33 protein-coding genes are annotated in these 26,502 nt (G+C 68.1%); 8 read left to right on the top strand and 25 right to left on the bottom strand.

Annotation, left to right across the window (positions count from 1 at the left end; all coding sequences use genetic code 11):
- Nucleotides 1–10: 10 nt before the first annotated feature.
- Together C882_RS17280 and C882_RS17275 are read left to right on the top strand one after the other, a co-directional pair.
- Nucleotides 11–802 (top strand): alpha/beta hydrolase, encoded by a 792-nt coding sequence (locus C882_RS17280; protein ID WP_009541952.1) that lies wholly within the window; start codon nt 11–13, stop codon nt 800–802.
- The gene (locus tag C882_RS17275) at nt 799–1,242 is read left to right on the top strand and encodes an NADAR family protein (RefSeq protein WP_009541951.1); all 444 of its coding nucleotides are present in this window, start codon (nt 799–801) and stop codon (nt 1,240–1,242) included. Before C882_RS17280 ends, C882_RS17275 begins: the two co-directional genes overlap by 4 nt.
- A 9-nt stretch (nt 1,243–1,251) precedes the next feature.
- Here the strand turns inward: C882_RS17275 and C882_RS17270 are convergent, their stop codons facing one another.
- The 7 genes from C882_RS17270 to mscL all read right to left on the bottom strand — a co-directional run bounded on the left by C882_RS17270 (nt 1,252) and on the right by mscL (nt 7,913).
- Nucleotides 1,252–1,482: a CopG family ribbon-helix-helix protein gene (locus tag C882_RS17270; protein ID WP_009541950.1), complete on the bottom strand. Its 231-nt coding sequence runs from the start codon at nt 1,480–1,482 to the stop codon at nt 1,252–1,254.
- Between the two features lie 62 nt (nt 1,483–1,544).
- On the bottom strand, nt 1,545–2,012 hold the full coding sequence (locus C882_RS17265) for a DoxX family protein (protein ID WP_009541949.1): 468 nt from the start codon (nt 2,010–2,012) through the stop codon (nt 1,545–1,547).
- Nucleotides 2,013–2,242: 230 nt separating this feature from the next.
- Entirely contained in the window at nt 2,243–3,097 is an 855-nt protein-coding gene (gene nadC, locus C882_RS17260) for a carboxylating nicotinate-nucleotide diphosphorylase (RefSeq protein WP_009541948.1), read from the bottom strand.
- Nucleotides 3,098–3,268: 171 nt separating this feature from the next.
- Entirely contained in the window at nt 3,269–4,798 is a 1,530-nt protein-coding gene (locus C882_RS17255; RefSeq protein ID WP_009541947.1) for an L-aspartate oxidase, read from the bottom strand.
- Nucleotides 4,799–4,802: 4 nt separating this feature from the next.
- Nucleotides 4,803–5,804, bottom strand: coding sequence for a quinolinate synthase NadA (gene nadA, locus C882_RS17250; RefSeq protein WP_009541946.1), 1,002 nt, complete (start codon nt 5,802–5,804; stop codon nt 4,803–4,805).
- Nucleotides 5,805–5,985: 181 nt separating this feature from the next.
- Entirely contained in the window at nt 5,986–7,398 is a 1,413-nt protein-coding gene (gene fumC, locus C882_RS17245; protein ID WP_009541944.1) for a class II fumarate hydratase, read from the bottom strand.
- A 68-nt stretch (nt 7,399–7,466) separates the two neighbouring features.
- Nucleotides 7,467–7,913 carry a large conductance mechanosensitive channel protein MscL gene (mscL, locus tag C882_RS17240; protein ID WP_009541943.1) on the bottom strand — a complete coding sequence of 149 codons (447 nt, stop codon included), beginning with the start codon at nt 7,911–7,913 and terminating at the stop codon, nt 7,467–7,469.
- A gap of 328 nt (nt 7,914–8,241) precedes the next feature.
- On the opposite strand from mscL, the gene C882_RS24730 reads away from it, so the two are divergent.
- Entirely contained in the window at nt 8,242–9,063 is an 822-nt protein-coding gene (locus tag C882_RS24730) for a hypothetical protein (RefSeq protein WP_152415387.1), read from the top strand.
- On the opposite strand, the gene C882_RS17235 is transcribed toward C882_RS24730, so the two are convergent.
- Nucleotides 9,039–9,902, bottom strand: coding sequence for an SEL1-like repeat protein (locus tag C882_RS17235; RefSeq protein WP_009541942.1), 864 nt, complete (start codon nt 9,900–9,902; stop codon nt 9,039–9,041). The two genes, C882_RS24730 and C882_RS17235, sit on opposite strands and share 25 nt — an antisense overlap.
- A gap of 85 nt (nt 9,903–9,987) precedes the next feature.
- A complete protein-coding gene (locus C882_RS17230) occupies nt 9,988–10,332 on the bottom strand; it encodes a zinc ribbon domain-containing protein YjdM (protein WP_009541941.1) in 345 nt (114 codons plus the stop codon).
- 206 nt (nt 10,333–10,538) lie between these two features.
- On the opposite strand from C882_RS17230, the gene C882_RS17225 reads away from it, so the two are divergent.
- Entirely contained in the window at nt 10,539–10,925 is a 387-nt protein-coding gene (locus tag C882_RS17225; protein WP_152415386.1) for a hypothetical protein, read from the top strand.
- Nucleotides 10,926–10,989: 64 nt separating this feature from the next.
- Here C882_RS17225 and trmB read toward each other — a convergent pair whose 3' ends face one another.
- The 12 genes from trmB to C882_RS17165 all read right to left on the bottom strand — a co-directional run bounded on the left by trmB (nt 10,990) and on the right by C882_RS17165 (nt 22,749).
- Nucleotides 10,990–11,685, bottom strand: a complete 696-nt coding sequence (gene trmB / locus C882_RS17220; protein WP_043646249.1) for a tRNA (guanine(46)-N(7))-methyltransferase TrmB — start codon at nt 11,683–11,685, stop codon at nt 10,990–10,992.
- 230 nt (nt 11,686–11,915) lie between these two features.
- Nucleotides 11,916–13,097: a methionine adenosyltransferase gene (gene metK / locus C882_RS17215; protein ID WP_009541938.1), complete on the bottom strand. Its 1,182-nt coding sequence runs from the start codon at nt 13,095–13,097 to the stop codon at nt 11,916–11,918.
- A gap of 241 nt (nt 13,098–13,338) precedes the next feature.
- Nucleotides 13,339–13,857 carry a helix-turn-helix domain-containing protein gene (locus tag C882_RS17210; RefSeq protein ID WP_052000204.1) on the bottom strand — a complete coding sequence of 173 codons (519 nt, stop codon included), beginning with the start codon at nt 13,855–13,857 and terminating at the stop codon, nt 13,339–13,341.
- A gap of 175 nt (nt 13,858–14,032) precedes the next feature.
- Nucleotides 14,033–15,616: an apolipoprotein N-acyltransferase gene (gene lnt, locus C882_RS17205; RefSeq protein WP_009541936.1), complete on the bottom strand. Its 1,584-nt coding sequence runs from the start codon at nt 15,614–15,616 to the stop codon at nt 14,033–14,035.
- Nucleotides 15,617–15,678: 62 nt separating this feature from the next.
- The gene (locus tag C882_RS17200) at nt 15,679–16,602 is read right to left on the bottom strand and encodes a hemolysin family protein (RefSeq protein ID WP_009541935.1); all 924 of its coding nucleotides are present in this window, start codon (nt 16,600–16,602) and stop codon (nt 15,679–15,681) included.
- A complete protein-coding gene (gene ybeY / locus C882_RS17195; protein WP_009541934.1) occupies nt 16,599–17,204 on the bottom strand; it encodes an rRNA maturation RNase YbeY in 606 nt (201 codons plus the stop codon). The genes C882_RS17200 and ybeY overlap by 4 nt, the downstream gene beginning before the upstream one ends.
- Before the next feature lie 50 nt (nt 17,205–17,254).
- Nucleotides 17,255–18,262 (bottom strand): PhoH family protein, encoded by a 1,008-nt coding sequence (locus tag C882_RS17190; protein WP_009541933.1) that lies wholly within the window; start codon nt 18,260–18,262, stop codon nt 17,255–17,257.
- A complete protein-coding gene (gene miaB / locus C882_RS17185) occupies nt 18,259–19,674 on the bottom strand; it encodes a tRNA (N6-isopentenyl adenosine(37)-C2)-methylthiotransferase MiaB (protein ID WP_009541932.1) in 1,416 nt (471 codons plus the stop codon). Before miaB ends, C882_RS17190 begins: the two co-directional genes overlap by 4 nt.
- Before the next feature lie 115 nt (nt 19,675–19,789).
- A complete protein-coding gene (locus C882_RS17180) occupies nt 19,790–20,689 on the bottom strand; it encodes a lysophospholipid acyltransferase family protein (protein ID WP_009541931.1) in 900 nt (299 codons plus the stop codon).
- A gap of 46 nt (nt 20,690–20,735) precedes the next feature.
- Entirely contained in the window at nt 20,736–21,530 is a 795-nt protein-coding gene (locus C882_RS17175) for a GNAT family N-acetyltransferase (RefSeq protein WP_009541930.1), read from the bottom strand.
- 54 nt (nt 21,531–21,584) lie between these two features.
- Nucleotides 21,585–22,016 (bottom strand): Fur family transcriptional regulator, encoded by a 432-nt coding sequence (locus tag C882_RS17170; RefSeq protein ID WP_009541929.1) that lies wholly within the window; start codon nt 22,014–22,016, stop codon nt 21,585–21,587.
- 316 nt (nt 22,017–22,332) lie between these two features.
- On the bottom strand, nt 22,333–22,749 hold the full coding sequence (locus C882_RS17165; RefSeq protein WP_009541928.1) for a MucR family transcriptional regulator: 417 nt from the start codon (nt 22,747–22,749) through the stop codon (nt 22,333–22,335).
- Nucleotides 22,750–22,850: 101 nt separating this feature from the next.
- On the opposite strand from C882_RS17165, the gene C882_RS24100 reads away from it, so the two are divergent.
- The gene (locus tag C882_RS24100) at nt 22,851–23,105 is read left to right on the top strand and encodes a sulfurtransferase TusA family protein (protein ID WP_083876010.1); all 255 of its coding nucleotides are present in this window, start codon (nt 22,851–22,853) and stop codon (nt 23,103–23,105) included.
- A 33-nt stretch (nt 23,106–23,138) separates the two neighbouring features.
- Here the strand turns inward: C882_RS24100 and C882_RS17160 are convergent, their stop codons facing one another.
- Genes C882_RS17160 through C882_RS17145 form a run of 4 tightly spaced genes read right to left on the bottom strand, consistent with a single transcriptional unit; the run spans nt 23,139 to nt 25,467 of the window.
- The gene (locus C882_RS17160) at nt 23,139–23,618 is read right to left on the bottom strand and encodes a GNAT family N-acetyltransferase (RefSeq protein WP_009541926.1); all 480 of its coding nucleotides are present in this window, start codon (nt 23,616–23,618) and stop codon (nt 23,139–23,141) included.
- Nucleotides 23,615–24,289 (bottom strand): tRNA (adenosine(37)-N6)-threonylcarbamoyltransferase complex dimerization subunit type 1 TsaB, encoded by a 675-nt coding sequence (gene tsaB, locus C882_RS17155; RefSeq protein WP_009541925.1) that lies wholly within the window; start codon nt 24,287–24,289, stop codon nt 23,615–23,617. Before tsaB ends, C882_RS17160 begins: the two co-directional genes overlap by 4 nt.
- Before the next feature lie 13 nt (nt 24,290–24,302).
- A complete protein-coding gene (ddpX, locus tag C882_RS17150) occupies nt 24,303–24,860 on the bottom strand; it encodes a D-alanyl-D-alanine dipeptidase (RefSeq protein WP_009541924.1) in 558 nt (185 codons plus the stop codon).
- Between the two features lie 10 nt (nt 24,861–24,870).
- The gene (locus tag C882_RS17145) at nt 24,871–25,467 is read right to left on the bottom strand and encodes a malonic semialdehyde reductase (protein ID WP_009541923.1); all 597 of its coding nucleotides are present in this window, start codon (nt 25,465–25,467) and stop codon (nt 24,871–24,873) included.
- A 38-nt stretch (nt 25,468–25,505) separates the two neighbouring features.
- Here C882_RS17145 and C882_RS17140 point away from each other — a divergent pair, with 38 nt between their 5' ends.
- The 3 genes from C882_RS17140 to C882_RS17130 all read left to right on the top strand — a co-directional run bounded on the left by C882_RS17140 (nt 25,506) and on the right by C882_RS17130 (nt 26,491).
- Nucleotides 25,506–25,775, top strand: a complete 270-nt coding sequence (locus C882_RS17140; RefSeq protein WP_152415384.1) for a type II toxin-antitoxin system VapB family antitoxin — start codon at nt 25,506–25,508, stop codon at nt 25,773–25,775.
- A 66-nt stretch (nt 25,776–25,841) separates the two neighbouring features.
- Nucleotides 25,842–26,021, top strand: a complete 180-nt coding sequence (locus C882_RS25280; protein ID WP_009541921.1) for a hypothetical protein — start codon at nt 25,842–25,844, stop codon at nt 26,019–26,021.
- 131 nt (nt 26,022–26,152) lie between these two features.
- Nucleotides 26,153–26,491 (top strand): type II toxin-antitoxin system VapC family toxin, encoded by a 339-nt coding sequence (locus tag C882_RS17130; protein WP_009541920.1) that lies wholly within the window; start codon nt 26,153–26,155, stop codon nt 26,489–26,491.
- Nucleotides 26,492–26,502 lie beyond the last annotated feature (11 nt).

Below are 26,502 nucleotides of genomic sequence, written 5' to 3'. Positions count from 1 at the left end.
CGCATCCCCCATGTCCGCCGACACGTCCGCCGCCCAATCGCCGCGCAGTCTACCACGCCCGGATGGCACGTCCATCGCCTACCATAAGCTGGAGGCTTCGCCGCAGAACGCCGGTGCGCCGGGGGTGATCTTCATCCACGGGCTGATGTCCGACATGGAGGGGGGCAAGGCTCTACACCTGGAAGAGCATTGCCGCAAGACCGGACGCGGTTTCATCCGCTTCGACACCTACGGCCATGGCAAAAGCTCCGGGCGCTTCCCCGACGGTACTATCGGCCGCTGGCGGGAAGACCTGCTGGCGATCCTCGACGAGGTGGCCGACGGACCGCAGGTGCTGGTGGGCTCCTCCATGGGCGGCTGGCTGATGCTGCTGGGCGCCATTGCGCGGCCCGACAAGGTGGCGGGGCTGGTGGGCATCGCGCCGGCGCCGGACTTCACCGAAGACCTCATGCTGCCCTCCTTCACGCCCGAACAGATGCGGCAATTGGAGGAGCGCGGGCGGATTGAGGAGCCGTCGGAGTATTCCGACGAGCCCTACGTCATCTCGAAGAAGCTGCTGGACGACGGCCGCAGCCACCTGCTTTTGCGCGGCCCCATGGACATCCGCTGCCCGGTGCGCCTGCTGCACGGCATGAAGGACGACAGCGTGCCGTGGGAGTGGTCGTTGAAGATCCAGGACAAGGTCGCGAGCGACGACGTGGAAATCACCTTCATCAAGACCGGCGATCATCGCTTGTCCGAGCCCGCCGACCTGGACCGCCTGACCCGCACGCTGGACGCGCTACTGGAGGCGCTGGGATGAGCGCCGGGGCGGAGGCGGGCGCCGCGCCGGCGGTGATCGACGATTTCGCCGGGGATTACTTCTGGCTCTCGAACTTCTTCCCGAGCCCGGTGGAGATGGACGGCGCGCTCTACATCACCATGGAGAACGCCTTCCAGGCCGCCAAGACCCTGGACCCAGCTGCGCGCACGGCCTTCGAGACCTGCGGTCCGGACGAGGCCAAGATGCGCGGCATGGCCGTCACCCTCCGCCCGGACTGGGAGGATGTGAAGGTGCCGGTGATGGAGGCACTGCTGCGCGAGAAGTTCGCCATCCCGGCGCTCGCGCGGCGGCTGAAGGCGACGGGGACGGCGGAGATCGTCAACCGCAACGTCTTCGGCGACACCTTCTGGGGCATCACCAAGGGCCAGGGCCGGAATGAGCTGGGGAAGGCCCTGATGCGGGTGCGGGCGGGGGTGTAGGGGGCGGGGCTAGCCGTTCTTGATCCAGTCGTCGAAGAAGGCGTCCATTTCCTCTTCGGTGCAGAAGCGCCCTTCTTCGATGTCCTTCAAGCCCCGGCGATACCGGGCGTGCCGCGCCGCATAGTCCGCCACGGCCTCCCCGACGATCTCCTCGACCGGCCGCTTGGAACTGCGGCTGATATCGGTGATCGCGGCGTGCGTCGCTTCGTCGATGTAGCCTTTAACTTCCGTCTGCGGCATGTCTCTCTCCATCCCCCTCGCGCGCTCAAGTATGAGGCGCGGGCGCGGGGATCGCAAGGCGCCTACAACTCGCGGCCAATGGCACTGTCGACGCTCAGGCGGCCGGCGCCGCGGAAGGTGATGGCCAGCGCCACCAGGCCCCAGAACAGCGGATACTCGTAGCCGCCGTTGGTCCAGTTGAAGCCGTTGGGCCAGTGGACCACGAAGGCCGCCACCGCCATGAAGCCCACCACCTGCGCCGCCCAGAAGCGCGTCAGGAACCCGATGGCGATGCACAGCCCGCCCACCAGCTCCAGCACGCCGATGTAGGTGGCAAGCGGCCCGGCGGGCGTGAAGCCCATGTTGCGGAAGGCCTCGATGGTGCCCGACAGGCCGCCGCCGATCAGCTTGCCCCAGCCGTGCGGGATCAGCATCACGCCCGCCGCGAACCGCACCAGCGGCCAAGCGAAGGGATCAAACGCGCGCTCCAGCGGCGCCAGGAAGGGCAGGAGCGGGCGCGTGCGGGCATCAGTGGTGGTGCTGTCGGCCATGGCGGCGGCTCCCCGCTGTGTTGGGTCTTAATACGCCTCGATGATTGAAATCATCGAGGCTGCGGTGTGCGCGCTTCCGCGCACGCCTTCGGCTCCAGTCGGCACGCAGCCTCACGCGCCATTAGGCGCGGCGGCCAGTCGGCCTTGCCGGACGACAGGTGTATGTTTTCAAGTGTCGTCCGGTATAAGTGCCACAACGCGAAAAGCCGCCCCTGGGTCTCACGCGGGGGTCACAGAACCTCGAAGTCCAGGCCGATGTCGAGCGCGGGGACCGAGTGCGTCAGGAAGCCCAGCGACACCAGGTTCACCCCCGTCGCCGCCACGTCTGCCAGGTTCGCCAGCGTGATGCCGCCCGAGGCCTCCGTCGTCAGCCGGCCGTCCACCCGCGCCACGGCATCGCGCAGCACGTCCGGCCCCATGTTGTCGAGCAGCACCGCATCGGCGAGGCCCAGCGCCAGCACGGCGTCGAGCTGATCCAGCGTGTCCACCTCCACCTCGATCTTCACCATATGGCCCAGCGTCTGCCGCGCGCGGGTGAGCGCGGCCTCCACCCCGCCGGCGACGACGATGTGATTGTCCTTGATGAGCACGCCGTCGTTCAGCCCGAAGCGGTGGTTGGTGCCCCCGCCGACAGCCACCGCGTACTTCTCCAGCCCGCGCAGGCCGGGCGTGGTCTTGCGTGTACACGCGATGTGACAGCCGTGCGGTGCCGCCAGAGCGACAGCCTGAGCGGTGACGGTGGCGATGGCCGACAGCCGCGCCAGCAGGTTCAGCGCCACCCGTTCACCCGTCAGCACCGCGCGCGCCGGCCCTTCCACCGTGGCGACGCAGGTGCCGGCCGCGACGTCCGCGCCGTCCTCGTGGTGCGCGGTGACGCTCACGCGCTCGTCCAGCAGCGCGAAGGTGCGGCGGACGATGTCCATGCCCGCCACGCGGCCCGCCGCACGGACGTTGAACCGGCCGCGCGCGCGGTCCTCTGGCCGCACGGTCGCGTCGGTGGTCAGGTCGCCGGCCTGGCCCAGATCCTCCCGCAGGGCGGTGAGCAGCAGCGGGTCGAGCTGGAAATCATAAAGCGCGCGGGTCACGTGATCTTCTCCTGACAACGGCTTCGCCGGCGGGCTGCTGCCCGCACCCGCCCGGAGGCAGAAGCCTCCGGACCTTCACTTTTTTCTGTTTCGGGCACGCTCGACTCATCGGGAGCGCGAGGGGCCGCGCCCCTCGCATAAACCCATTGCGCGCCAGCGCAAAGCCCCCCTTCACGCCGCCGCCCGAGCGACCTCCAAAAGCTCCCGCGCTGTCACCACGTGCCGCCGCGCCCAGGCCTCCACGGGGTGCGGATGGTCGAGCCGCATGTGGGCGCCCCGGCTTTCCGTGCGCTCCAGGGCGGCGGCCGTCAGCAGGCGCGCGGCCAGAAGGGCATTCGCGGCGCTTGGCGTCAGGCGGGGTGCGTCCAGGTCCTCCAACTCCGCCAGCGCGGCGCAGAGGCCGGCGGCGTCGCGGGCGAGGCCCATGCGGGCGCTCATGATCCGGCGCACCTCGGCGAGTACTGTCCGGCTTGCGTCTGCATCGGGCGCGGGTGTCGGGGGCAGGGTGGGGACCGGCTCGGGGGCGGTGGCGGGAATGTCCTCGCCGACGCGCCGGCCGAAGACCAGGGCCTCCAGCAGCGAGTTCGAGGCCAGCCGGTTGGCGCCGTGCACACCCGTGCACGCCGCCTCGCCGCAGGCCCAGAGGCCGGGCAGGCTGGTGCGGCCGTGGGCATCCGTCAGCACGCCGCCCATGTGGTAGTGCGCGGCCGGCGTGACGGGGACCGGCGCCTCATAAGGATCAAACCCGTGCTCCGCCAGCAGCGCCATGACCTGGGGGAAGCCCTCCGGCCCCCGCGCGGCCAGCGCCGGACGCAGGTCGAGATACACCGGCTGCCCCGCCGCCACGCGCCGGCCGATGGCGCGGGCCACCACGTCGCGCGGGGCGAGGTCGGCGAGCGGATGCTCGGCGGACATGAAGGCGAGGCCGTCGGCGTCGATCAGCACCGCCCCGGCGCCGCGCAGGGCTTCCGTCAGCAGGGGCAGGCGGTCGAGGCCGTCGACCGCCAGGGCCGTCGGGTGAAACTGCACCATCTCCAGGTCCGCCAGCCGGGCGCCTGCGCGGGCAGCCATGGCGAGACCGTCGGCGGTGGCGTCGGGCGGGGTGGTGGAATGCGCGAAAAGGCCGCCGACACCGCCCGTCGCCAGCACCACCGGCCCGGCGAGCGTCAGCGGCGCGCCGTCCGGGCCGAGAGCGTGCAGGCCGATCACGCGGCCGTCGCGCACGGCCAGGTCGAGGGCGGTGGTGCGGTCGTGGAGGGTGATGGAGGGCGACGCCGCCACCAGCCGGCTCAGCGTCTCCACCAGCAGGCGCCCGGTGGCGTCGCCGCCGGCATGGACGATGCGGTGGGCGGAGTGCGCGGCTTCCCGCCCCAGCGCCGGCGCGCCGGAGGCATCGCGGTCCAGCGGCAGGCCAAGCACCAGCAGCCGGCGGACTTCCGCCACGCCGGCCTCGGCCAGCAGGGCGGCGACGGCGGGGTCGACGGTGCCCGCCCCGGCCGCGAGCGTGTCGGCGGCGTGGGCGTCGGGGCTGTCATCCCGCCCCAGCGCCACGGCGATGCCGCCCTGCGCCCAGGGGCTGGAGCCGCCGCCCAAGCCGTCAGCCTTCGTCACCAGCGCCACGGGCCGGGGGCTGAGCGCCAGCGCGCAGGCCAGCCCCGCCGCGCCCGAACCGACGACGATGACCGGCGCCGGATCGCGCATCAGGTCAGCGCCCCACCGCCAGCATGCGCTCCACCGACGCCCGCGCGCGGTCCGCCATGTCGGCGGGGATTTCCACGCGCGGCTCCAGCGAGACCAGGGCGTCGCGGATGTTTTCCAGCGTGATCTTCTTCATGTGCGGGCACAGGTTGCAGGGCTGCACGAAAACGGTCTCCGGCGCCTCGGCCTTCACGTTGTCGGCCATGGAGCATTCCGTGACCATGAACACGCTTTCGGGCTTCTTCTCGCGCACGAAGTCCTGCATCTGCGCCGTCGAGCCCACGAAATCCGCCGCGCCCAGCACATCCGGCGGGCATTCGGGGTGGGCGATGACGGTCAGGCCGGGCGTGGCATCGCGGAAGTCGGTGATGTCCTGGGCGGTGAACTGCTCGTGCACCTCGCAGTGGCCGCGCCAGGGGATGATGCGCACGCTGGTCTGACCCGCCACGTAGTCGGCCAGGTATTCGTCGGGCAGGAAGATGACCTCCGGCACGCCCAGGCTTTCCACCACCTTCACGGCGTTGCCCGAGGTGCAGCAGATGTCCACTTCCGCCTTCACGTCGGCGGAGGTGTTGACATAGGCCACCACCGGCACGCTGGGGTACTTGGCCTTCATCGCCCGCACGTCGGCGCCCGTGATGGATTCGGCCAGGGAGCATCCGGCGGTCATGTCGGGCATGAGCACGGTCTTGGACGGGTTCAGCAGCTTCGCCGTTTCCGCCATGAAGTGCACGCCGGCCATGACGATGACGTCGGCGTCCGTATCCACCGCTCGCGCCGCCAGGGCCAGGCTGTCGCCCACGATGTCGGACACGCCGTGGAAGATGGCCGGGCTCATGTAGTTGTGGGCCAGCACCACGGCGTTCTTCGCGCGCTTGAGCGCCGTGATCTCGTCGATGAGGGGCGTCATGAGCGCCCACTCGGCCGGCGAGATCACGTGCCGCACCTTTTCGAAGGCCGCCTGGTGGCGGGGGTCGAGCGGCGCGGTGTGGCTGGGGATGGCGTTCATGCCCGTCAGGCCTCCCAGGATTACAGTTCGCTGACAGAGAAGAAGAGGCGCGCACTATGCCCCGGTCGCACCGGAGCCCGTCAAGCACCAATTCTTGGGAAGCCGAATATAGGTCGCATGAACGTTTGCGCTACAATGAATTTCCCTTCAATTGAACGTAATCCAGCCGCATTACTGCCAGTTACCCCCGCCCGACCATCTCCGACGGCTTGACCAGGCGGTCGAAGTCTTCCGGCGCCACATGCCCCAACTCCGCCGCCGCCTCCTTCAGCGTCTTGCGGGTCTTGTGGGCATGCTTGGCGACGGCCGCCGCCTTGTCATACCCGATGTGCGGGTTGAGCGCGGTGACCAGCATGAGCGACTTGTGCAGCAGGTCGGCGATGCGCTCCTCGTCCGCCTGGATGCCCACCACGCAGTTGTCGGTGAAGCTGCGCGCCCCGTCGGCCAGCAGGCGGATGCTCTGGAGCGTCGCGTGGGCGATGACGGGCTTGTAGGCGTTCAGCTCCATGTGGCCTTGCGACCCCGCCATGGTGACGGCCACATGGTTGCCCATGACCTGGCAGCACAGCATGGTCAGCGCCTCCGCCTGGGTCGGGTTCACCTTGCCGGGCATGATCGACGACCCGGGCTCGTTCTCCGGCAGCATCAACTCCCCCAGCCCGCAGCGCGGGCCGGAGCCCAGCAGGCGGATGTCGTTGGCGATCTTGCTGAGCGACGCGGCGATGGTGTTGAGCATCCCCGACAGCTCCACCAGCGCGTCATGGGCGGCCATGGCCTCGAAGGTGTTGGGGGCCGGCGTGAAGGGCAGGCCGGTGAGGCCGGAAAGCTCCTGGCAGAACCGCTCCCGGAAGCCCGGCACGGTGTTGAGCCCGGTGCCGACGGCGGTGCCGCCCTGGGCGACGTCCAGAAGGCGGGGCATGGTGGCGCCCAGGCGCTCGATCGCCAGCTCCACCTGCCGCTGATAGGCGCTGAACTCCTGCCCGAGCGTCAGCGGCGTGGCGTCCTGAAGGTGGGTGCGGCCGATTTTCACGATGGAGTCGAAGGCCTTCACCCGCGCCGCCAGGGCATCGCGCAGGGACTCCAGCGCGGGGATGAGGGCGTGCGAGACCTCCCGCGCCGCCGCGATGTGCATGACGGTGGGGAAGCTGTCGTTGGTGGACTGGCCCCGGTTGACGTGGTCGTTGGGGTGGACGGGCGCCTTGGTCCCCATCTCGCCGCCGAGGATTTCGATGGCGCGATTGGCGATGACCTCGTTGGCGTTCATGTTGGTCTGGGTGCCCGAGCCCGTCTGCCAGACCTTCAGCGGAAAGTGGTCGGAGAGCTTGCCCGCCGCCACCTCTCCGGCGGCCTGGTCGATGGCGGGGAAGATGGCGTCCGGCAGGTTCTCCAGCGCATGATTGGCCCGCGCCGCCGCCTGCTTCTGAAGCCCGAAGGCGCGGATGAGGGCTTCCGGCATGGTCTCGGTGGAGATGCGGAAGTTCTGCAACGACCGCTGCGTCTGCGCGCCCCAATAGCGATCGGCGGGCACCTCCAGCTCGCCCATGCTGTCGGATTCGATGCGGACGGGCGGGTTGGCGGCGGCGTCGGCGGACATGGCGGGGCCTCCTGCGGTGGGGGTGGTGGGCGGTCAGGCTTCACACAGGGGAACGCGGGAGGAGTGGGTTAAGGCTGACGGTCGCGTTGTTCCTTGAGCAGATCGCGAATTTCCTCCAGCAGCACCTCGGAATGCGGGCGCGGCGGTGGCTCGGGCGCCTTGGCCGGCACTTCCTCGGCCCGGCGCTTGAGCCGGTTCATGCCGCGCACCAGCAGGAACAGCGCCCAGGACACGATGAGGAAGGTGATGATGGTGTTGATGAAGACGCCGTAGTTGATGGTTGGCGCCCCGGCCGCCGTCGCCTCGGCCAGCGAGGCGTACTCCTGGTTGGAGAGGTTGATGTATAGCTCCGAGAAATCCATCCCGCCGGTGAGGTAGCCGAGCGGCGGCATGATGATGTCCCGCACCAGGGAATTGGTGATGGCGCCAAAGGCCGTGCCGATGACCACCGCCACGGCCAGGTCGACGACGTTGCCCTTGATGGCGAAGGTCTTGAATTCCTGAATAATCCGCACGCGGTCCTCCGTTCGCGGTCGCTGGTGTTCATGGGTATGAACGCGGCGGCGGGGGGAGGGGGATGAGGGGGCCTCGTCAGCGTGGCTGCCCCGTGTGGGTGTGGGTAAGGGCTGCGTGTACCCAGGGCATGACCGCCACATTTGAGAACTGAAGGAATAAAAGCCTAGAAAACGTTCCTGTTCTGTGCCATGACATTGATGGACTAACCTTTCGGAGTCATGGAATATGAGGTGGAATAGGCTTTCCCCGTTCACTCAAGGAGTGGCAACAGCCGGTGCTGAGAGAATCCGTTCCCGCGCCTGGGAGGTGATTCTTGACGGTCAGTTAATGCCGCTGTCCTCGGATGATTACTCAAGCATCAGCCGGATGGCGACCGCAGCACTGAAAACCGCGGATCAGCAACCGCTGGCGCGCACGATTGCTTTTGCGATCCGTGACAGCGGTAATAGGGCTCGATTTGAAGCGGCTGAGCTAGTATCGGCAGTTCGGCAGCGCAGTCCTCTAATCGCCACACGTTTAGTTGGGGCTTTGGCGCAGGAGGCCGGAGCAAATGAGGCTGCTCTCATAGAAACGGTCGAATACTCCCGCAGCCCTGCGGCCCTTTGGCGGGAAATCGGGAGGTCGGGCTCAAACGGCTACCTCTACAACGGTCTGAACCAGTTCAGGGGAAAACGGAACGATGACCCGCCTCCTAAAGATTCCTGCCTCGAAGAATGGGTAAAATTGCGCGAGGCGACGCAGGCTGTTTATGAGTGTCTGCGGGCGATCCAGCGGATCGAGGAATATATTCAGGCGCTCAAAGAGGAGATGGCTCAGCTTGAAAATGATGTTGGCAGTTACCCACAGCTTCCCTCTCCACCAGGACCGCCACCCGGCAAGACCCTGCGGCGCAAAATGCCGTGGGTGATTGGTGACCTATACGGGACATGGAGCGCCTATGACTCGTGGCATTCAGGGAATCGAGCGCGACTGGCGGAACTTCGTGCGTTGATTAGAGAGGCAGAGGCAGAGAGGGCGCGCCTTCGGGAGCGCCTCGAAAGGCTAGAAGAAATAGAGGCCGAGGCCGCGGCGACCTATGAGCGCTGTTGCCGAGAGAACGGGGGTTGCCGGAGCCGCGACAACGCCTACCGCGTAAAATACCCCGCTTGATGCGGGCTCGGCGGTTTCTCCAGCGCCTCGGCGGCCCGGCGTTCCTCCGGGGTGAGGTGGGGCGCCACGGCCGCCGCCCACTGCTCCACCGGCATCCCGCGTTCGCGGGCCTGGGCGATCCAGTACCAGGCGCGTGCCGGGTCCTTCTGGAAATCTCCGCCATCCTCGGCGTGGCCCTGGATCAGCATCCGGATCGCTTCTTCGTGTCCCGCATGGGCCGCGTCCAGCAGGCCTTCCCGATAGTTGAAGCCGGTTTGGCTGCGGCTGGGGATCCCGCCGGGGATCTGGGCTCGGTAGCTCATGGCGTTGACAAAGAGCGCCTGCGGGTTGTTCAGGTCCAGGGCGAGGTGGAAGAGGTGAAAGGCAATCGACGACGTGATCGTTTCCTCGTCCATCCATGCTTGCGGCCGATAGGGAAACGTAAGCCCCGCCGTCTCCTTGAAGGCCAGAACTTCCTGCCAGAGGCGGTCGGGCGAGGCGTGAAGGGCCGCGATCCATTCTATCCGCCGGCTCAGGATTTCCATGTACGTCGGGTCCCACTTCTGCGCGAGTCCGTATCGCCATGTAAGGGGAATGTCTTTCGGCTTGGTCAGGACGAGGGCCCTGGCAAGTTCCAGGTCAAGCCTTTTCAGCTTGTCCTCATACGTGTCTCCGTCAGTCCAGCCGCGCACCCAAAAAACGTGTGCGGTATCGAAGGATTGGTCGGGCTCGAATGCCTCGGGCGGCGGGTCGAGTCCGCGCATGGGATCATGCAGAAGCCACACCGCCACGGCCGCGGCGGCGAGGATCAGCAGGACGTATTCCGTCGGCCGGGAGGGGAGAAAGTTTCGGATCGCCACGCGCCGCTTCCCGTAAAACTGGTGCGCCGCCCAGTGTAGGGAGTCGGTCGGGCGTGTCCACCCTAGCCAGCGGGTGCCCCCCGCCTCACGCCTTCTTCACGAACTCCGACTTCAGGTTCATGGCGCCGATGCCGTCGATCTTGCAGGCGATGTTGTGGCCGTCGGTGGCGTCCACCAGCCGGATGTTCTTGACCTTGGTGCCGCTCTTCACCACCGAGGACGAGCCCTTCACCTTCAGGTCCTTGATGACCGTCACCGCGTCGCCGTCGCTCAGCGCGTTGCCGTTCGAGTCGCGCACCGCCGTGTCCTCCTCCGGCGCGGCGGCGGTGTCGCCGTCTGCCCATTCGTGGCCGCACGCCGGGCAGTTCCACAGGGACCCGTCGTGATAGGCGAGGTCCGACTGGCAGGCCGGGCAGATCATGAGGTCCATGATTCCGTTCCGCTTTCGGTGATGTGCGGCTTGGCTGGTTTTGCACGTTCTGCGAATTTTAGGCAGATAATCAACCGTGGAAGGCGATTTTTAAGTGACGACTCGAGCGGCGATTCGCTATGCCCGCTCGCGAAGGTCTTCGCACTTACTGTAGAAGTAAAAATTTCAGGTTGCGAAGAATTATGTCGCACTGGGGGGATGAAATCATGAAAATCATGCGTACCGTCTTGGCGGCAGGCCTTGCGATTGGCCTCGCCGGCTGCCTGAGCCCGCAGCACCTGGGACAGCAGCTTGCTCTCAAGACCACCGATGCGTTGGGAATCGGTGTGCAGGCGGACTGGTACGAGTCCCGTGTCGGCGCTGACCCGACCATCGGCCATGGCGGTGTCACCCGCGAAGCGGCCTTCGAGGAGTGCAACGAACTGGGGCTCGCGGCCATGCGGGAAGCCGGCACCTACCACGGCCAGATGGGAATGGGGCACCTGATGCAGGGCTCGACGTTGTCGACCATGAACAGTCAGGCAAAGCAGGGCAAGGCGATGCGCGAGAACTGCATGATGCAGCGCGGGTTCGTGCGCGTGCGGCGCTGGTAAAGGCCGCGGGGCGGGCGGTGCCCTGTCATCGGCCTGTCTGCCCCGCCCGGCCTCTATGTCGCGATCAATCGCCCCGCCCAACCAGCCGGAACGTCATGTAGTGGGGCGCGCCCCGGATCTGCTTTGCCTCGTAGCGGGTCGGGAAGCCGTCCGGCCAGCGCTGGCGCCAGTCCTCGGGCTTTTCGGCCGTCCAACGGAACAGCGGGTGGTTGGTGGCCTGGATGAGGCTCCAGCGCACGTACACCTTGTCGTCCGACGCCACGCGCAGCTCCGCGCCGTCGCGCATCAGCTCCGCCAGCACGTCCAGCACCGCGACGTTGACGAAGCGGCGGCGGGCGTGGCGGGCCTTGGGCCAGGGGTCGGGGAACAGCACCCACACGCGCTCCAGGCTGCGCGGCGGGATCGCCGGCAGCAGAAGGCGCACGTCGTCGGTGAAGACGCGGATGTTGGTCAGCCCCTTTTCCTCGATCTGCATCAACAACGCGCCGACGCCGTTGATGAAGGGCTCGGCGCCGATGAAGCCGACATCGGGGTGGGCCTCCGCCTGCGCCACCAGATGCTCGCCGTTGCCGAAGCCGACCTCCAGCTGGTAGGCGCGCTTTTCCTCGCCGAACAGGGCGGCCAGGTCCAGGGTCTCGCCCTCGGCCGGTGCGGGGATGTGGAGTTTCGGCAAAAGCTCGTCGATGAGGCGCGCGCGGGTGGACTTCAGGCGCTTGCCCTTGCGGCGGCCGTAGAACTTGGGGTCGTCGGGACGAAACAAGGCGCCGGCTTCATCCGCCGGCGCCTCTTTCTTCGTCCGCGTCGCGTGGCGCGGATCAACCATGTGCACTCCGTCAGTCACTTCGGGGACACGGCGGGCGGCGCCCGACGTGTCCCTTCAAGCCGCCGACTGGCGGCCGCCGCCACTGCGGCGTGAGCCTAGCGCGCGGTCAGCGCGCGCCCGGCGCATGAGGGCGTTCCGGTGATCGCGCGCGATCACCGGAACCAACATTAAGCGCTGGCGGTGGCGCCGAAGGCGGCCTTCAGCTCGTCCACCAGGTCCAGCTTCTCCCACGAGAAACCGCCGTCGGCCTCGGACTGGCGGCCGAAGTGGCCGTAGGCGGCGGTGCGGGCGTAGATGGGGCGGTTCAGCGCCAGGTGGGTGCGGATGCCGCGCGGGCTGAGGTTCATCAGCTCCTGCAGCACGGCGGCCAGCTTCACCTGGTCCACCTCGGCGGTGCCGAAGCAGTCGACGTAGACCGACAGCGGCTTGGCCACGCCAATGGCATAGGACAGCTGGATCAGGCACTTCTTGGCCAGGCCGGCGCCGACCACGTTCTTTGCCAGGTAGCGCGCGGCGTAGGCGGCGGAGCGGTCCACCTTCGTCGGGTCCTTGCCGGAAAACGCGCCGCCGCCGTGCGGGGCGGCACCGCCGTAGGTGTCGACGATGATCTTGCGGCCCGTCAGGCCGCAGTCACCGTCCGGACCGCCGATGACGAAGCGGCCGGTCGGGTTGACGTACAGCTCTTCCTCGGGGCACATCCAGCCCTCGGGCAGGGCGTCGACGACGAAGGGGCGCACGGTCTCGCGCACTTCCTCGGTCGTCACATGCTCGTCGTGCTGGGTGGAGACGACGACGGAGGTCGCGCCGACGGGCTTGCCGTTGACGTAGCGCAGCGTCACCTGGCTCTTGGCGTCGGGGCCGAACGGAACCTTCTTGGCATGGCGCGCGGCGGCCATGGCCTTCAGGATGCGGTGCGACAGGGCGATGGGGGCCGGCATCAGTTCGTCGGTCTCGTCGCAGGCGTAGCCGAACATGATGCCCTGGTCGCCGGCGCCCTCGTCCTTCTCGCCGGCGGCATCCACGCCCACCGCGATGTCGGCGGACTGGCTGTGCACGTGGCAGGCGACCTCAGCGGTCTGCCAGTGGAAGCCTTCCTGCGCGTAGCCGATCTCGCGGATGGCCTCGCGGGCCCGCTCGATCAGCATGTCGTGGGTGATGGAGCCGGGGCCGCGCACCTCGCCGGCCAGGACCACGCGGTTGGTGGTCGCCAGTGTCTCCACAGCGACGCGCGCTTCGGGGTCGGCGGCCAGATAGGTGTCGACGATGGCGTCGGAAATGCGGTCGCACACCTTGTCCGGGTGGCCCTCGGAAACGGACTCGCTGGTAAACAGGTAATCAGACTGAGACACTGCGGCATCCCTCCATTAACAAGCCCCTGCGCCCCCGGGGAACGGGGTGGGGCGATTGTTCCGGAGACAAGCCGTCAGCCTCCGGAGGTTAGGAGGCAGGACGTAACGAAAAAAGGGCGCGAGCGCAAGCGCAATCGCGCCTTATGCCGAAGTGCTGCACGGTGTGCGACAGGCGGCTGGGTGCCGGTCCGGGAGAAGAACGCAAGTAAAGGGCTTAAATCCTTCGGATCGTTCAGGAACTTTATTGCTCAGGCTCGGGCTCGCCGTCGCGGCCTTCGTTGCCGGCGGCACTCTGTGCCAGCGTCTTGGTCAGGTCGTAGATACGCTTGCGGATGGACGGATCGATGATGCGGTAGTACGAACGCACCAGTTCCAGCGTCTCGCGCTTGGTCATGGGATCGGCCTCGGCTTCGGCCTCCTCCTCGGCCCCGCGCATGACGTTGCGGGGGCTGCGGCTGGCGACGCTGTCGTCCATTTCCTCGAAAAAGAAGGATACCGGCACGTCCAGCACGCGGGACAGGTCCCACAGCCGGCTGGCGCCGATGCGGTTGGCGCCGCGCTCGTATTTTTGCACCTGCTGGAAGGTCAGGCCAATGGCCTCGCCCAGCTTTTCCTGGCTGAGCCCCAGCAGCGTGCGCCGCAGCCGGACCCGGCTGCCGACGTGCACGTCCACCGGGTTCGGCTTGCCCGACGGCATGCGGCCGCGGGAGGACCGGCGCGCCGACTCGTCGACGGAGGAAGCGTGCGGGAGTGAATTCATGGCCTCAACCCCAAGGAATCCGACAGTGGCACGACGGGCGCGACGCTTCGGCGAGGGGGGCGGGTTCCAACCCTTCTATGCCTTTGGGACTATGTCGTCCGCCGGGGGCAGGCCCGACCGTCGCGTGTCTCCGTCGTCAGACGTGTGGGGGAAACGTCGCTGAAACCGGCGCGGTTCACGCAGCGTCGCAGAATTGCCGCCGACGTATCCGCAACCAGAAGGCGCAGGCCGCAAGGGCCGCCGCACCGGCCAAAGGTATGAAGTTGCCGCCGCTCGCGAAGACGGTGGGGGCAAGCGCGGGCGGCAGCACGGCATCGACCACGCCGGCGGTGCCCAGCGGCTGCACGGCGACCACGCGGCCGTAGGCGTCGACCACCCCGGAGATGCCCGTGTTGGCGGCGCGCACCAGCGGCAGGCCTTCCTCGACCGCGCGCAGGCGCGACGTGGCCCAGTGCTGGAAGGGACCGGCGGAAATGCCGTACCACCCGTCGTTGGTGACGTTCAGCAGCCAGGCGGGTCGGTTGGCGGCGTCCAGGACGATCTGTCCGGGGAAGATCACCTCGTAACAGATCAGCGGGCCGGCGGGCGGCAGGCCCGGCAGCGTCATGAGCCGCGGCCCGGTGCCGAAGCTGAAGTCGGTGGAGCCGGGGGTCACTTTTTCCAGCGGCAGCACGTCGCGCAGGGGCACGTATTCGCCGAAGGGCACCAGGTGCATCTTGTCGTAGGTGTCCAGGATGGTGCCGTCGGGCTTCAGCGCCACCAGGCTGTTCCACACCTGGAAGGGCCGGTCGCCGCGCGGTGTCATGCGCGGCGCGCCGGTCAGCAGAACACCGCCTGGCGGCGCCGCATGGGCGGCCAGGCGCCGGCGTTCGTGGTCCAGGTTGATGGCGAAGGGGGCGGCGGTCTCGGGCCAGATGACGGCGTCCAGCTCGGCGAACCCGTCCTGCTGCGACAGTTCGATGTGGCGCAGCAGGTTGTCGTCGCGCTTGTCCTGCTTCCACTTGTCAATCTGGGGGATATGGGGCTGCACGATGCGCAGGCGCGGGCCGTCCGCCGGCGCGACGTCGGCCGAGGCCAGCCGCATCGCCCCCAGCACGGCGGCCACCGCCAGCACGGCCCAGGCGGCGGAGGCGGTCGCCAGACCCGGGCGGCGATCCTCGTTCGGCCGGTCTCCGGCCAGCGCGAGGGCGGCGAAGGCCAGCATGGTGAGCAGGCTCAGGCCATAGGTGCCGACGAAAGCGGTCGTCTGCAGCACGGCGTCGACCGGCATCCAGGCGCTCGCCAGCGGGTTCCAGGGAAAGCCCGTGAGGAACCAGCCGCGCACCCACTCCAGCGCCCCCCAGGCGGCGGCGAGCGCCAGCACCCTGGCCGGACCGCTCGTGCCGGCCAGGCGGCTGAGCGCGGCGGCGCCGGCCGGAAAAATTGCCATCAGCCCGCCCAGGCCGCCGACGGCGAAGGGAATCATCCAGCCGAAGCGCTCGGCGTCGATGAGCAGGGCGTTGGCGATCCAGTAGAAGCCGGTGGCGAAGTGCCCCAGCCCGAACAGCCAGCCGATGCCAAGGGCACCGCGCCAGCTCTTGCTGCCGTCGATCAGCCACACCAGCATGGGCAGGGTGACCAGCAGCACCGGAACGGCGTGCACCGGCGGCAGGGCCAGCGTCGTCAACATGCCCAGAAGCACGGCCAGGCCCGCGCGCGTCCAGCCGGTCAGCGCGGCGGTACGGTCCTTGAGGCGGGCGAGGCGGTCGAACAGGCGCACGCAGGGACTCTCCGGTCGGCAGGACGAAGGACGGTGGAGCGGGACGGGACGGCCTGTGCCGGTCAGTCCTCGCCCGCTTCAGGGTGGCTGCCGGGCTCGGGCACGTTGCGCAGGCGCAGGCGGCGGATGCGACGGGGATCGGCGTCGATGATTTCGAACTCCAGCCCGCTTTCCGGGTGGCGCACCAGTTCGCCGCGCGCCGGAATGCGGCCGAGGATGCGGAACACCAGGCCGCCGAGCGTATCGATCTCCTCGCGCTCTTCCTCGGTCGTGATGGGGGCGTAGCGCGCCTCGAAATCTTCCAGCGGCACGCGGGCGTCGGCGATGACCGTGCCGTCGCCGTGGTCGATCATCTCGGGCTCGACCTCGGTGTCGTGCTCGTCCTCGATCTCGCCGACGATCTGTTCCACCACGTCCTCGATGGTCAGCAGGCCGTCGATGCCGCCGTACTCGTCGACCACCAGCGCCATGTGCGTGCGCTTGAGCCGCATCTCCAGCAGCAGGTCCAGCACGCGGATGGACGGCGAGACGAACAGCACGCGGCGCAGCAGGTGCTCCAGCTTGACCGCGCGGCCCTTGTTGACGACGGCCACAAGATCCTTGATGTGGACCATCCCCAGCACGTCGTCCAGCGTTTCGCGGTAGATGGGCAGGCGCGAATGGCCGACGCGCGCCATCAGTTCCGTCACCTCGGGCAGGGGCGTGTTCATCTCCACCGCGATGATGTCGGCCCGCGGGATCATGACGTCGTAAGCCGTCATGTCGCGCAGCTTGAAGATGTTGCCCAGCAGCACGTGCTCGTGCTCGTCGATGGGCAGGTCGTCGGACTCGCGCTCCTCGATCAGTTCCTCCAGCGCCTCGCGCACGGAATGATCGCCGTTGCGTTTGCGCAGGCCCCTGATCCACTGCCGCAAGCCCTGCATCAGGCCATTGTCTGTCTCCGCCCCGATGGTCCGGGGCTGGCTACTGGAGCTTTGGTCGTTCATCTCTCTCGTTCCGGAGACGGGGCCGCCGCCTCCTCCTGTTGATCGTCCGGGTGAGGGTCGGGCGCGTAAGGGTCGGGAAGGCCGTGGTCGCGCAGGATCGCCGTTTCCAGCGCCTCCATTTCCTCGGCCTCGGCGTCCGCCTCGTGGTCGAAGCCCAGGCAATGCAGGACGCCGTGCACCACCAGGTGGAACAGATGGTCGGCGGCGGGCTTGCCGGCCTCGGCCGCCTCCATCGTGCAGGTTTCCAACGCCAGGATAACATCGCCGAGGAACAGAGGTTCACCGGGCGGCGGCGGCGGCGCCGTCTCGTCGTCCAGCGTGGCGAAGGACAGCACGTTGGTCGGCGTGTCCTTGCCGCGGTAGTCGCGGTTGAGCGCCTGCACCGCCGCATCGTCGGCCAGCACGATGGTCAGCTCGGCGGCTGCCGGCGGTGCGGGATCGAAGCTGTCGGCGGCGGCGCGGGCGTAGGCGGCACGCGCCGCGCGCTCTGCGATGGCGCTCGCGTCGGGGATGGTATCGGCCCACCGCGATTCCTCGACCATCACCTCGACGTCGAGGCGGGAGGCGGTGGGCTCGGAACTTTGGGCCGGGTCGCCGGACATGTCTGGGTGCGGGTCCTTGCGGTGCGTGTGCGGAGCCGGAGAGGCGGCGCTCAGCGTTTTCGGTCGTGGTTCTGCGGTTGCGCCGGGCCGACCCGGTCGCGCTGGTCGTAGGCATGCACGATCCGCGTGACCAGATCATGGCGGACCACGTCGCGGTGGCTGAAGTGCACCGTGCCGATGCCGGGCTGCTCCTCCAGCACCTCCAGCGCGTCCTTCAGGCCGGACTTGGCCCCCAGCGGCAGGTCCACCTGACTCAGGTCGCCGGTGATGACCATGCGCGAATTCTCGCCAAGGCGCGTCAGGAACATCTTCATCTGCGTCGGCGTGGTGTTCTGCGCCTCGTCCAGGATGATGAAGGCGTTGGACAGCGTGCGCCCGCGCATGAAGGCCAGCGGCGCCACCTCGATGGTGCCGGCCTCAAGCTCCTTCACCACCTGGTCGCCCGGCATCATGTCGTACAGCGCGTCATAGAGGGGGCGCAGGTAGGGGTCGATCTTCTCGCGCATGTCGCCGGGCAGGAAGCCCAGGCGCTCGCCGGCTTCCACGGCCGGGCGCGACAGGATCAGCCTGTCCACCTTGCCGGCCACCTTCATGGACACCGCCTGGGCCACGGCCATGTAGGTCTTGCCGGTGCCGGCGGGCCCCATGCCGAAGACAAGTTCATGGTCGCGCATGGCGCGCACATAGGTGGCCTGGGTGCCGCTGCGGGGAATGACGTGCCGCTTGCGGGTGCGGATGGTCAGGTCCTCGCCGCCGGACTCGCCGGTGACCTGGGCGCCCTTCATGCGCACCACGGCGTCGATCTCGCCGAAGGTGATGTCGTGGTTCTTCTTGGCCCGGCGATAGAGCGTGTCGAGCGCCGCCTCGGCCTCCTTGGCCTCGGTTTCCGGCCCGGTGATGACCACCGTGTTGCCGATGGCGTTCAACGACACGCCCAGGCGTTCCTCGATGCGGTCCAGATTGGCGTTGGCCGGCCCGAAGAGCACCTGGAGCAGACCGTTGTCGTCGAACTGGCAGGTGATTTCCGTGCTCTCGCCGTGGGTCGCCGTCTGGGTCACGCGCACGCCCTTTCGCTGGAGTGAGGCGGGTCCGCCGCGGCCACAAGCTCGCCGCCCAGGCTGTTGGGCCCGGCCGAGACGATGCGCAGGCGCGCGATGGTGTTCCGCATTTCGGCCGGCGCGGTCACGTGCACCGGCTGCATGTACGGGCTGCGGCCGAGCAACTGGCCCGGATGCTTGCCCACGCGGTCGAGCAGCACGTCCATCTCGCGCCCGACGCAGTCCTGGTTGAAGGCGATCTGCTGGCGTTGCAGCAGGGCCTGAAGCTCCTTCAGCCGGGCGTCCTTTTCGTCCTCGGGCACCTGGTTGGGCATGGCCGAGGCCGGGGTGCCCGGACGCGGGCTGTACTTGAAGCTGTAGGCTTGGATGAAGCCGGTTTCTTCCACCAGCGCCATGGTGTCGCGGAAGTCCTTGTCGGTCTCGCCGGGGAACCCGACGATGAAGTCCGACGACAGCGCCAGGTCGTCGCGCGATCCTTTCAGCCCCGCCACGATCTCGCGGTAGCGGTCGCGCGTGTGGCCGCGGTTCATGGCGCGCAGGATGCGATCGGACCCCGACTGCACCGGCAGGTGGATGAACGGCATCATCTGCGGCAGGTCGCGGTGGGCGGCGATCAGGGCGTCGTCCACGTCGCGCGGGTGGGACGTGGTGTAGCGGATGCGGCTGAGGCCCGGAATTTCCGCCAGCGCGCGGCACAGGTCGCCCAGCCCCATTTCGGTGCCGGTGGCGTCCAGGCCGTGGTAGGCGTTGACGTTCTGGCCAAGCAGCGTGATCTCGCGCACGCCGGCCTCGACCAGTCCGCGTGCCTCCGCCACCACGGCATCCACCGGGCGGGAGTATTCGGCGCCTCGGGTGTAGGGCACGACGCAGAAGGTGCAGAACTTGTCGCAGCCTTCCTGGATGGACAGGAAGGCGCTCGGCCCCTCGGCGCGCGGCGCGGGCAGGAAGTCGAACTTGGCCTCTTCCGGGAAGTCGGTGTTCAGCACGCCGCGGCCGGGACCGGCGGCCGTGTCGTCACCGTTGGCGCGGGCGGCGGCGGCGCGCTCGGCCTGGGCGACCATTTCCGGCAGCTTGTGGTAGGCCTGCGGGCCCAGCACGATGTCCACGTAGGGCGCCCGGGCCAGGATTTCCTCGCCTTCCGCCTGGGCGACACATCCGGCGACGGCGATCAGCAGGTCTCCCTTGCCTTCCGCCTTGCGCTCTTCGCGCAGCAGGCGCAGCCGGCCCAGTTCGGAGAACACCTTCTCCGACGCCTTCTCGCGGATGTGGCAGGTATTGAGGATCACCATGTCGGCGCTGTCGGGCGCCTGCGCCGGGGCATAGCCGATGGGAGCCAGGACGTCCGCCATGCGACCGGAGTCGTAGACGTTCATCTGGCACCCGTAGGTCTTGATATAGAGCTGTTTTTTCAAGGGTATGTCTGAACCGTTCCGGCTTCCCTGCAAGATGATCCCGCCCGCGCGGGCGCGGGTGCGCGCCCGAGGTGATGAACTGATCCTCTGAGAGTTAGCACCGGGGCCGCATAAGTCAAGTTACGGCGTCGGGGGAGCGGGCCGCGCCGACCGCTGCGGCAGCCGGTTCGGCGTCGGCGGCGGTGGAAGGCGTCGTGTCGGTGACCGGCTCCTTGCCCGGCAGCGGCGGGGGCGGCGGGTCGTCGCGGCCGTGCAGGGCGCGGGAGACGCCGTTGCGCACCGCCTCCTCGCACCAGCGCGACAGGTCGCGGCGGTGGGCGAAGGGGGCGGCGGTGACGGGTTCGTGGAATTCCACCTCCACCGTCACCCGGCCGAAGCCCAGAAGCTCCCACAGGTGGCTTGCCAGGTCCATGTCGCCGTACCAGGCATAGAACGGCCGCCAGCCGTAGCCCATGGGCAGGCCGTCGACACGGGTGTAGGCGATGGACACCGGCTGGACCCAGACCTCTTCGCCCTCCACCGGCTTTTCCGCCACGTTGAACAGGGTGGTCTTGAAGGGCAGCACGCGGTTGCCGTCGTTGGAGGTGCCTTCCGGGAACAGGATCAGCGGCTCGCGCACCGTCACCAGGCGGCGGACGATCTCGTTGCGCTGCTTCAGCGCGGCGGAACGTTTGCGGTCGACGAAGACCGTGCGGCCCAGCTTGGCGATGACGCCGAAGCCCGGCCAGTTGGCGACCTCCGACTTGGCCACGAAGGCGCCGTTCACGACGCTCCCCAGCACCACGATATCCATGTAACTGGTGTGGTTCGCCACCATCACCAGCGGCCGCTTGTCCGTCAGCGCGCCGCGCACCACCACCTGGGTGTTGGTGATGCGGCAGACCGTGCCCCAGTAGAATCGCGCCATGGAGCGATAGGGGCCGCCCACGGCCATGACCAGCGCATAGGGCGGAATGATGAGCAGCGTCCACAGGACGAAGAGCAGAAGCCGGATCGCGGCGATGACATGCGACATGATGACCGGCCTCCGCCTTTCTGCTCCGCTGACCCCGGGGCGCCCGTCAGTCCTGTTCGCGGGCGGTACGGTCGTAGTGGCGGTAGTATTTCTCGCTCACCAGATCCGTCTTTACCATGATGCAGACGTCGGTGGTGTTGAACTGGTGGTCCACCACGGCACCGTCGCCGACGAAGCCGCCCAGGCGCAGGTAGCCCTTGAACAGCGGCGGCAGGCTGGCCAGCGCCCGGCGGGCGTCGATCTGGTCGGCCGGCATCAGGTTCATGGGCGCATAGCGCTCGGGCAGGGCCTTGGGCCGCAGCTCCTCGGGCGCCATGTGGTTGTGGTGCAGGTAGGACAGCGGCACCGCCAGGTCCTTGGGGTCGGTGCCGTGCAGCGAGGCGCAGCCGAACATCAGGTCGATGTTGTGGTGGAACACATAGGCCGCGATGCCGCGCCACAGAAGCTGCATGGTCGACTTGGAGCGGTACGCCGCATCGACGCAGGAGCGCCCCAGTTCCATGAGGTTGCCGCCATTCTTGAGCAGCGGCGCGATGTCGTATTCGTCCGAGGTGTAGAACCGTCCGGCCTTGTCCGCCTGTTCCTGCCGGGTCAGGCGATAGGTGCCGATGATCCCTTCCGGCCCGGTTCCGCGCGTGCGGTCGATGACCAGCAGGTGATCGCAGTAGGCGTCGAACTCGTCGAAATCGCGCTTCACCTCCGCCATTTCCGGCGTCGGCTTGGCACCCAATTCCTCGTAGAACACCCGGTAGCGAAGCGCCTGCGACGCCTTGACCTCGGCGTCGTCGGTGGCGACGCGGATTTCGTGGTCGCCGGCGGTCAGGGGGGCAAAGGAGGTCATGTAATATCCCGGTCGAACTCTGTCGGATGACGGCGCGCGCACCCGCTGGGCGCGTCAGTGCTTCCCTGTCTTATCATCCTCGGCGAGCGGAACGCCATAGAGTTCCAGCCGATGACCCACCAGCCGGTAGCCGTAGCGCCGCGCGATCTCGCGCTGCAACTCCTCGATTTCCTCGGAATGGAATTCGATGACCGCGCCCGTGTTGATGTCGATGAGGTGGTCGTGGTGGTCTTCCGACGCTTCCTCGTAACGGGCCCGGCCGTCGCCGAAGTCGTGGCGCTCCAGGATCTCCGCCTCCTCGAGAAGGCGCACGGTCCGGTAGACCGTGGCGATGGAGATTTTGGGGTCGACGGCGGTGGCGCGGCGGTAGACCTCCTCCACGTCGGGGTGGTCGTCCGCTTCCGACAGCACGCGGGCGATCACCCGGCGCTGTTCGGTCATCTTCATGCCCTTTTCGAGGCACCGCTGCTCGATCCGAGACGTCATGGGCGGCTGGTCTTTCCCTGATCTGGCTGGTGGGTGGCGTATCGCGAACGCCACGCGATACTAGTCGCCCGCCGGGCAAAAGGAAAGGCGTCGTCCGCCCGCACCGGCGACGACGCCTTCAAGGCTGCTGTTCGAAGAGGATGCCGGGCGCCTCAGGCCTCCGAAGCGGCCCCGTCCGGGCGCACCGTCGATGGTCGACACCAGCCCGCCGGGCGAGGGGAGGGCACGCCGTGAGGGCGTGCACCGCCGCGACGGCGCGGGGCGCCGGCGACCCGCGGGCGAAAACGGCGCCCGGCGGGGCCGGCTCGGCGGCGCGTTACTCGGCGCCCTTGCGGCGCGCCTTTGTGCCCAGGCCGATCTTCTTCGCCAGAGACGAGCGGTGCTTGGCGTAGTTCGGCGCGACCATCGGGTAGTCGGCGGGCAGTCCCCAGCGCTCGCGGTATTCTTCCGGCGTCATGTTGTAGGCGGTCTTGAGGTGGCGCTTGAGCATCTTGAGCTTCTTGCCGTCCTCGAGGCAGATAATGTAGTCGGGCGTCACCGACTTCTTAACCGGCACGGCAGGCTGCGGACGTTCCTGCGGAACAGGCGCGCTGCCCACGTTGTTTAGCGCGCGGTGGACGTCGACGATCAACTGCGGGATATCGTTTACCGCGACGGTATTGTTGCCCAGGTGCGCGGCCACGATATCGGTGGTCAGCTCCAGCAGTTCCTTGTCGGTTATTGCTTCGCTCATTTGCGGTCAGTACCTCATATTCGAACGGTGGACCACATATAATTGAACCTCGCGAGCTTGGCAATGGTTCTTGAAAGAAGGATAAGAGATTGGGTATTGGCGTGACCAGTAAATCGGATCGGACCCTCGATATAACCCAAGAAGTCTGCCCGCTCACATTCGTGAAGGCGAAGCTTGCCGTGGAACGAATCGCGCCGGGTGAGGTCTTGGAAATTCGTCTGCGGGGAGACGAGCCCTTGGAGAACGTCCCTCGATCCTTGACCGATCTGGGACATGAAATCCTGTCGCTGGAACCGGACCCGGCCGATCCGGCGGGCGGCGTGCACGTTCTGAGGGTGCGGAAGGCGGACGCCTGAGCGGGCTGCACGGCCCCGCCTGCGGGCTCTGGCTCAGGCGACGGCGCGGGCCATGACGATGGCGTCGACGCGGGTGCCGTCGGAGCGCGCGTAATAGCGCTTGCGCCGGCCCACCTCCTCGAAGCCCAGCGCGTGGTAGAGCGCCACGCCGGCCGGGTTGTCCACGGCCACCTCGAGGAACAGCCGGCCGGCACCGCGGGTGGCGGCCTCGGCGGCGGCAGCACGCACCAGGCCGCGCGCCAGGCCCTTGCGCCGGACGCTGGGCAGGGTGCCGATGGTCAGGATTTCCGCCTCGTCGGCGACAGCGCGCGCGACCACCAGGGCCACCGGCTGCGGTCCCTCGGCTCCGGCGACCTGCGCCACCCAGCCGAAGGTGCCGGGCGTGCCCAGCAGACGTTCGAAGGCACCCTCGTTCCAGCCGGCATCCCGGCCGAACGCGCCCTGGTGCAGCATGGACAGGACGCGCGCGTGCGCCGGGCCCACGGTGACCAGCTCGAAGGCTTCGGTTATCATGGCCGCAGCCGCCCGCCGTTGACCGGCAGCGTGGCATCGGGCGGGCGAATGTACAGCGCCCCCGGCGGCGCATCGGGCAGCGGCTTCCCGGCCGCCAGCGCGGCGACCACCGCAGGGTCGGGCAGGGCGAGCTCGGGACCGGCGTCGATGCAGCCCGCCGGCAGGTCGCCCAGCATGGCGACGGCATCACCCACCACGACGGCCGGCTGTTCCGCCAGCCGTGCCCGCACGGCCTCGGGCTCGGCAGAGTCGGGTGGAGCCAGCGGCGACACGTCGGGGCCGAACCACTGCAGGAACAGGTCGGCCCGCTTGCTGTCGATCACCGCCAGGACGGGCCGGTCGCCCCTCAGGTCCGCCGGCACGGCGGCGGCCAGGGCCTCGGTCGTGGTGATCCCGATGACCGGCCTGTCCGCCGCCATGGCCACGGCGCGGGCCGTCGCCAAGCCGACCCGCAGGCCGGTGAAGCTGCCCGGTCCCTGGGTGACGGCAATGCGGTCGAGGGCGGCATAATCGTCGATGCCGGCCTCCGCCATCACCGCCTGCATCAGCGGCACCAGTGCTTCCGCCTGGCCGCGAGCCATGGGCTGGCGGCGGGCGGCCAGGGGTGCGCCGTCGCGCCAGACGGCGGCGGAGCAGGCGGCCATGGCCGTGTCGAGAGCAAGGATCAGCACGGGCGCCGCCGCCTTACATCATGGCGCTGCCTGCCGCCGCGTCCGTCAGGACGGGGTAGCGGGCGCGGGCGTTGAACAACTGATAATGCCACCATTCGACCTTGTAGAAGTCGAACCCGGCGGCGGACATGATCCCCAGCAGGGTGAAGCGGTTGCGCTGCGCCTCCTCCGACACCTCCGTGGAGCCGTGGTAGGAGGCCTTCACCATCTCGTCGAAGCCGGTGCCCATCTCAAGGACCTTGCCCGTGGCCGCATCGACGAGGGTGAGGTCGACGGCCGCGCCCATGCTGTGCGGCGAGCCCCGGCGCGGGTCGGCCAGGAAATCGGCGTCGGGCGTATGGTTCCAGAGCACCCACTGCGCCTCGGCGGGGCGGAAGGCGTCCAGCACGCGCAGGCGCAGGCCGACGGCGGCGGCCAGGCGGCTCGCCTCGGCCAGCTTGTCGGCGGCCTCGGGCACCAGATAACAGGCGGCGCGGCGGTAGACCGGGCGTCCCGTGAAGTTGCGGTCGGTGGCGTAGACCAGGTCCAGCTCGACGCCGAAGCGGTCCTCGGTGATCTCTGTCAGCAGCATGAGCGCGTGATTACTCGATGACGCAGGCTTCGTCAAAGGCCAGGCGCGGACCGCGCGGGCGCAAGGCGTCGCGATCGCCGTAACCGATGTTGACCAGAAGGTTGGACTTCACCCGGCCGTCGGGGAAGAACTCGGCGTCGGTGCGGGCGCGGTCGAACCCGCTCATGGGGCCGCAGTCCAGGCCGAGCGCGCGGGCGGCCAGGATCATGTATCCCGCCTGCATGCTGGAATTGCGGAACGCCGTCTCATCGATCAGCGGCGGGTTGCCGGCGAACCAGGCGCGCGCGTCGGTGTGGGGGAACAATTCGGGCAGCCACTCGTAGAACTGGGTGTCGTAGCCGACGATGGCGGTCACCGGCGCGGCCATCACCGCCTCCAGGTTGCCGGGCGACAGGCAGGGCTTGAGGCGCTCTTTGGCCTCAGCGCTTTTCACGAAGATCACCCGCGCCGGCGAACAGTTGGCGCTGGTCGGACCCAGCTTCCACAGATCGTAGAGGCGGTGCAGAAGGTCGTCGGATACCGGCACGTCGCGCCAGGCCTTGAAGGTGCGGCCGTTGCCAAAGACCTGGTCGAGTGCGGTGTCGGACAGGGGCGCTTGCTCGGGCACGCAAACCTCCTCAGGCTGGGGAGCGAATGGGGTGGCGAATGAAGACCGTCCGCCCCAATGTGAGGCGGCGGCCGCATGATGCAACCGCGCGCGGCTGGTGTACACTGGTGATGACGGCGCGCGATTCGATGGAGGTGATGACAATGGGCGAGATCAAGGACCCGGAGATTGGGCCATTGGAGACCATCGACGAAGCGCTGGTGGCGGACATCATGAAAATTGCGCATGAGTGCGCGGCTCTTCCCGACCACGACACCCGCAGCCCGGACGAAGTTCTCGGGTATGACGAGCACGGGCTGCCCCAATGAGTTCGGTCTGGTGAGACGGTGTGGCGCCCGTCGGAGCTCGCGCGCAGCCAAAATAGGAGATCGTGAATGGGACGGTTCGAGGACCCTGAGCTTCTGAAGATGGCGGAGGAATACGCCAGCACCATCGGTCAGCCGGTGGAAGAGGCCATGAAGACCGCCCTGCGGCTGGCGCTGGAGACGCAGCCCCGGCAGCGCGACCCGAAGGAAAGGGCGCGACGGTTAGCGGCCATGCGAGAAAATCGCTGATCGATGCGCGGCGCGACCGGATTTTGATACCCGGAGCCCGGACGAAATCATCGGTTATGACGAGCATGGGCTGCCGTCCTGATGATCGTGGGTAGCTCGGCGCTTGTCGCATGTCTCTTCAGGGAACCCGAATGGAAGACTTCGAGGCCGCCGTTCTTGATGCGGCGGAGTGCGCCATGTCGGCCGTCACCTTTCTCGAGGCGTCGATGGTTCTGTGGGGGCGAAAGCGCGAAGGCGGGCTTGAGGACCTTGTCGCATTCGTGGCGAAGGTCGGAATCAAGATCATTCCTGTCGATCACGCCCAAGCTTTGGCCGCGCGCGAGGCGTTCGTGCGCTTCGGCAAGGGGCAGAACCCCGCGCGGCCGAACATGGGGGACTGTTTCTCCTACACGCTGGCGAAGATCACCGGCCGGCCGCTGCTTTTCAAGGGCGAGGATTTCAGCCGGACCGAAATCGCCGCCGCCGTGTGAACACTGGTCGC

The organism is Caenispirillum salinarum AK4 (assembly GCF_000315795.1).
In the GTDB taxonomy this organism is placed as follows: Bacteria; Pseudomonadota; Alphaproteobacteria; order Rhodospirillales; family Rhodospirillaceae; genus Caenispirillum; species Caenispirillum salinarum.
Note: the sequence above shows the minus strand (reverse complement) of the source record. Positions and strands in the feature narration are given on the sequence as shown.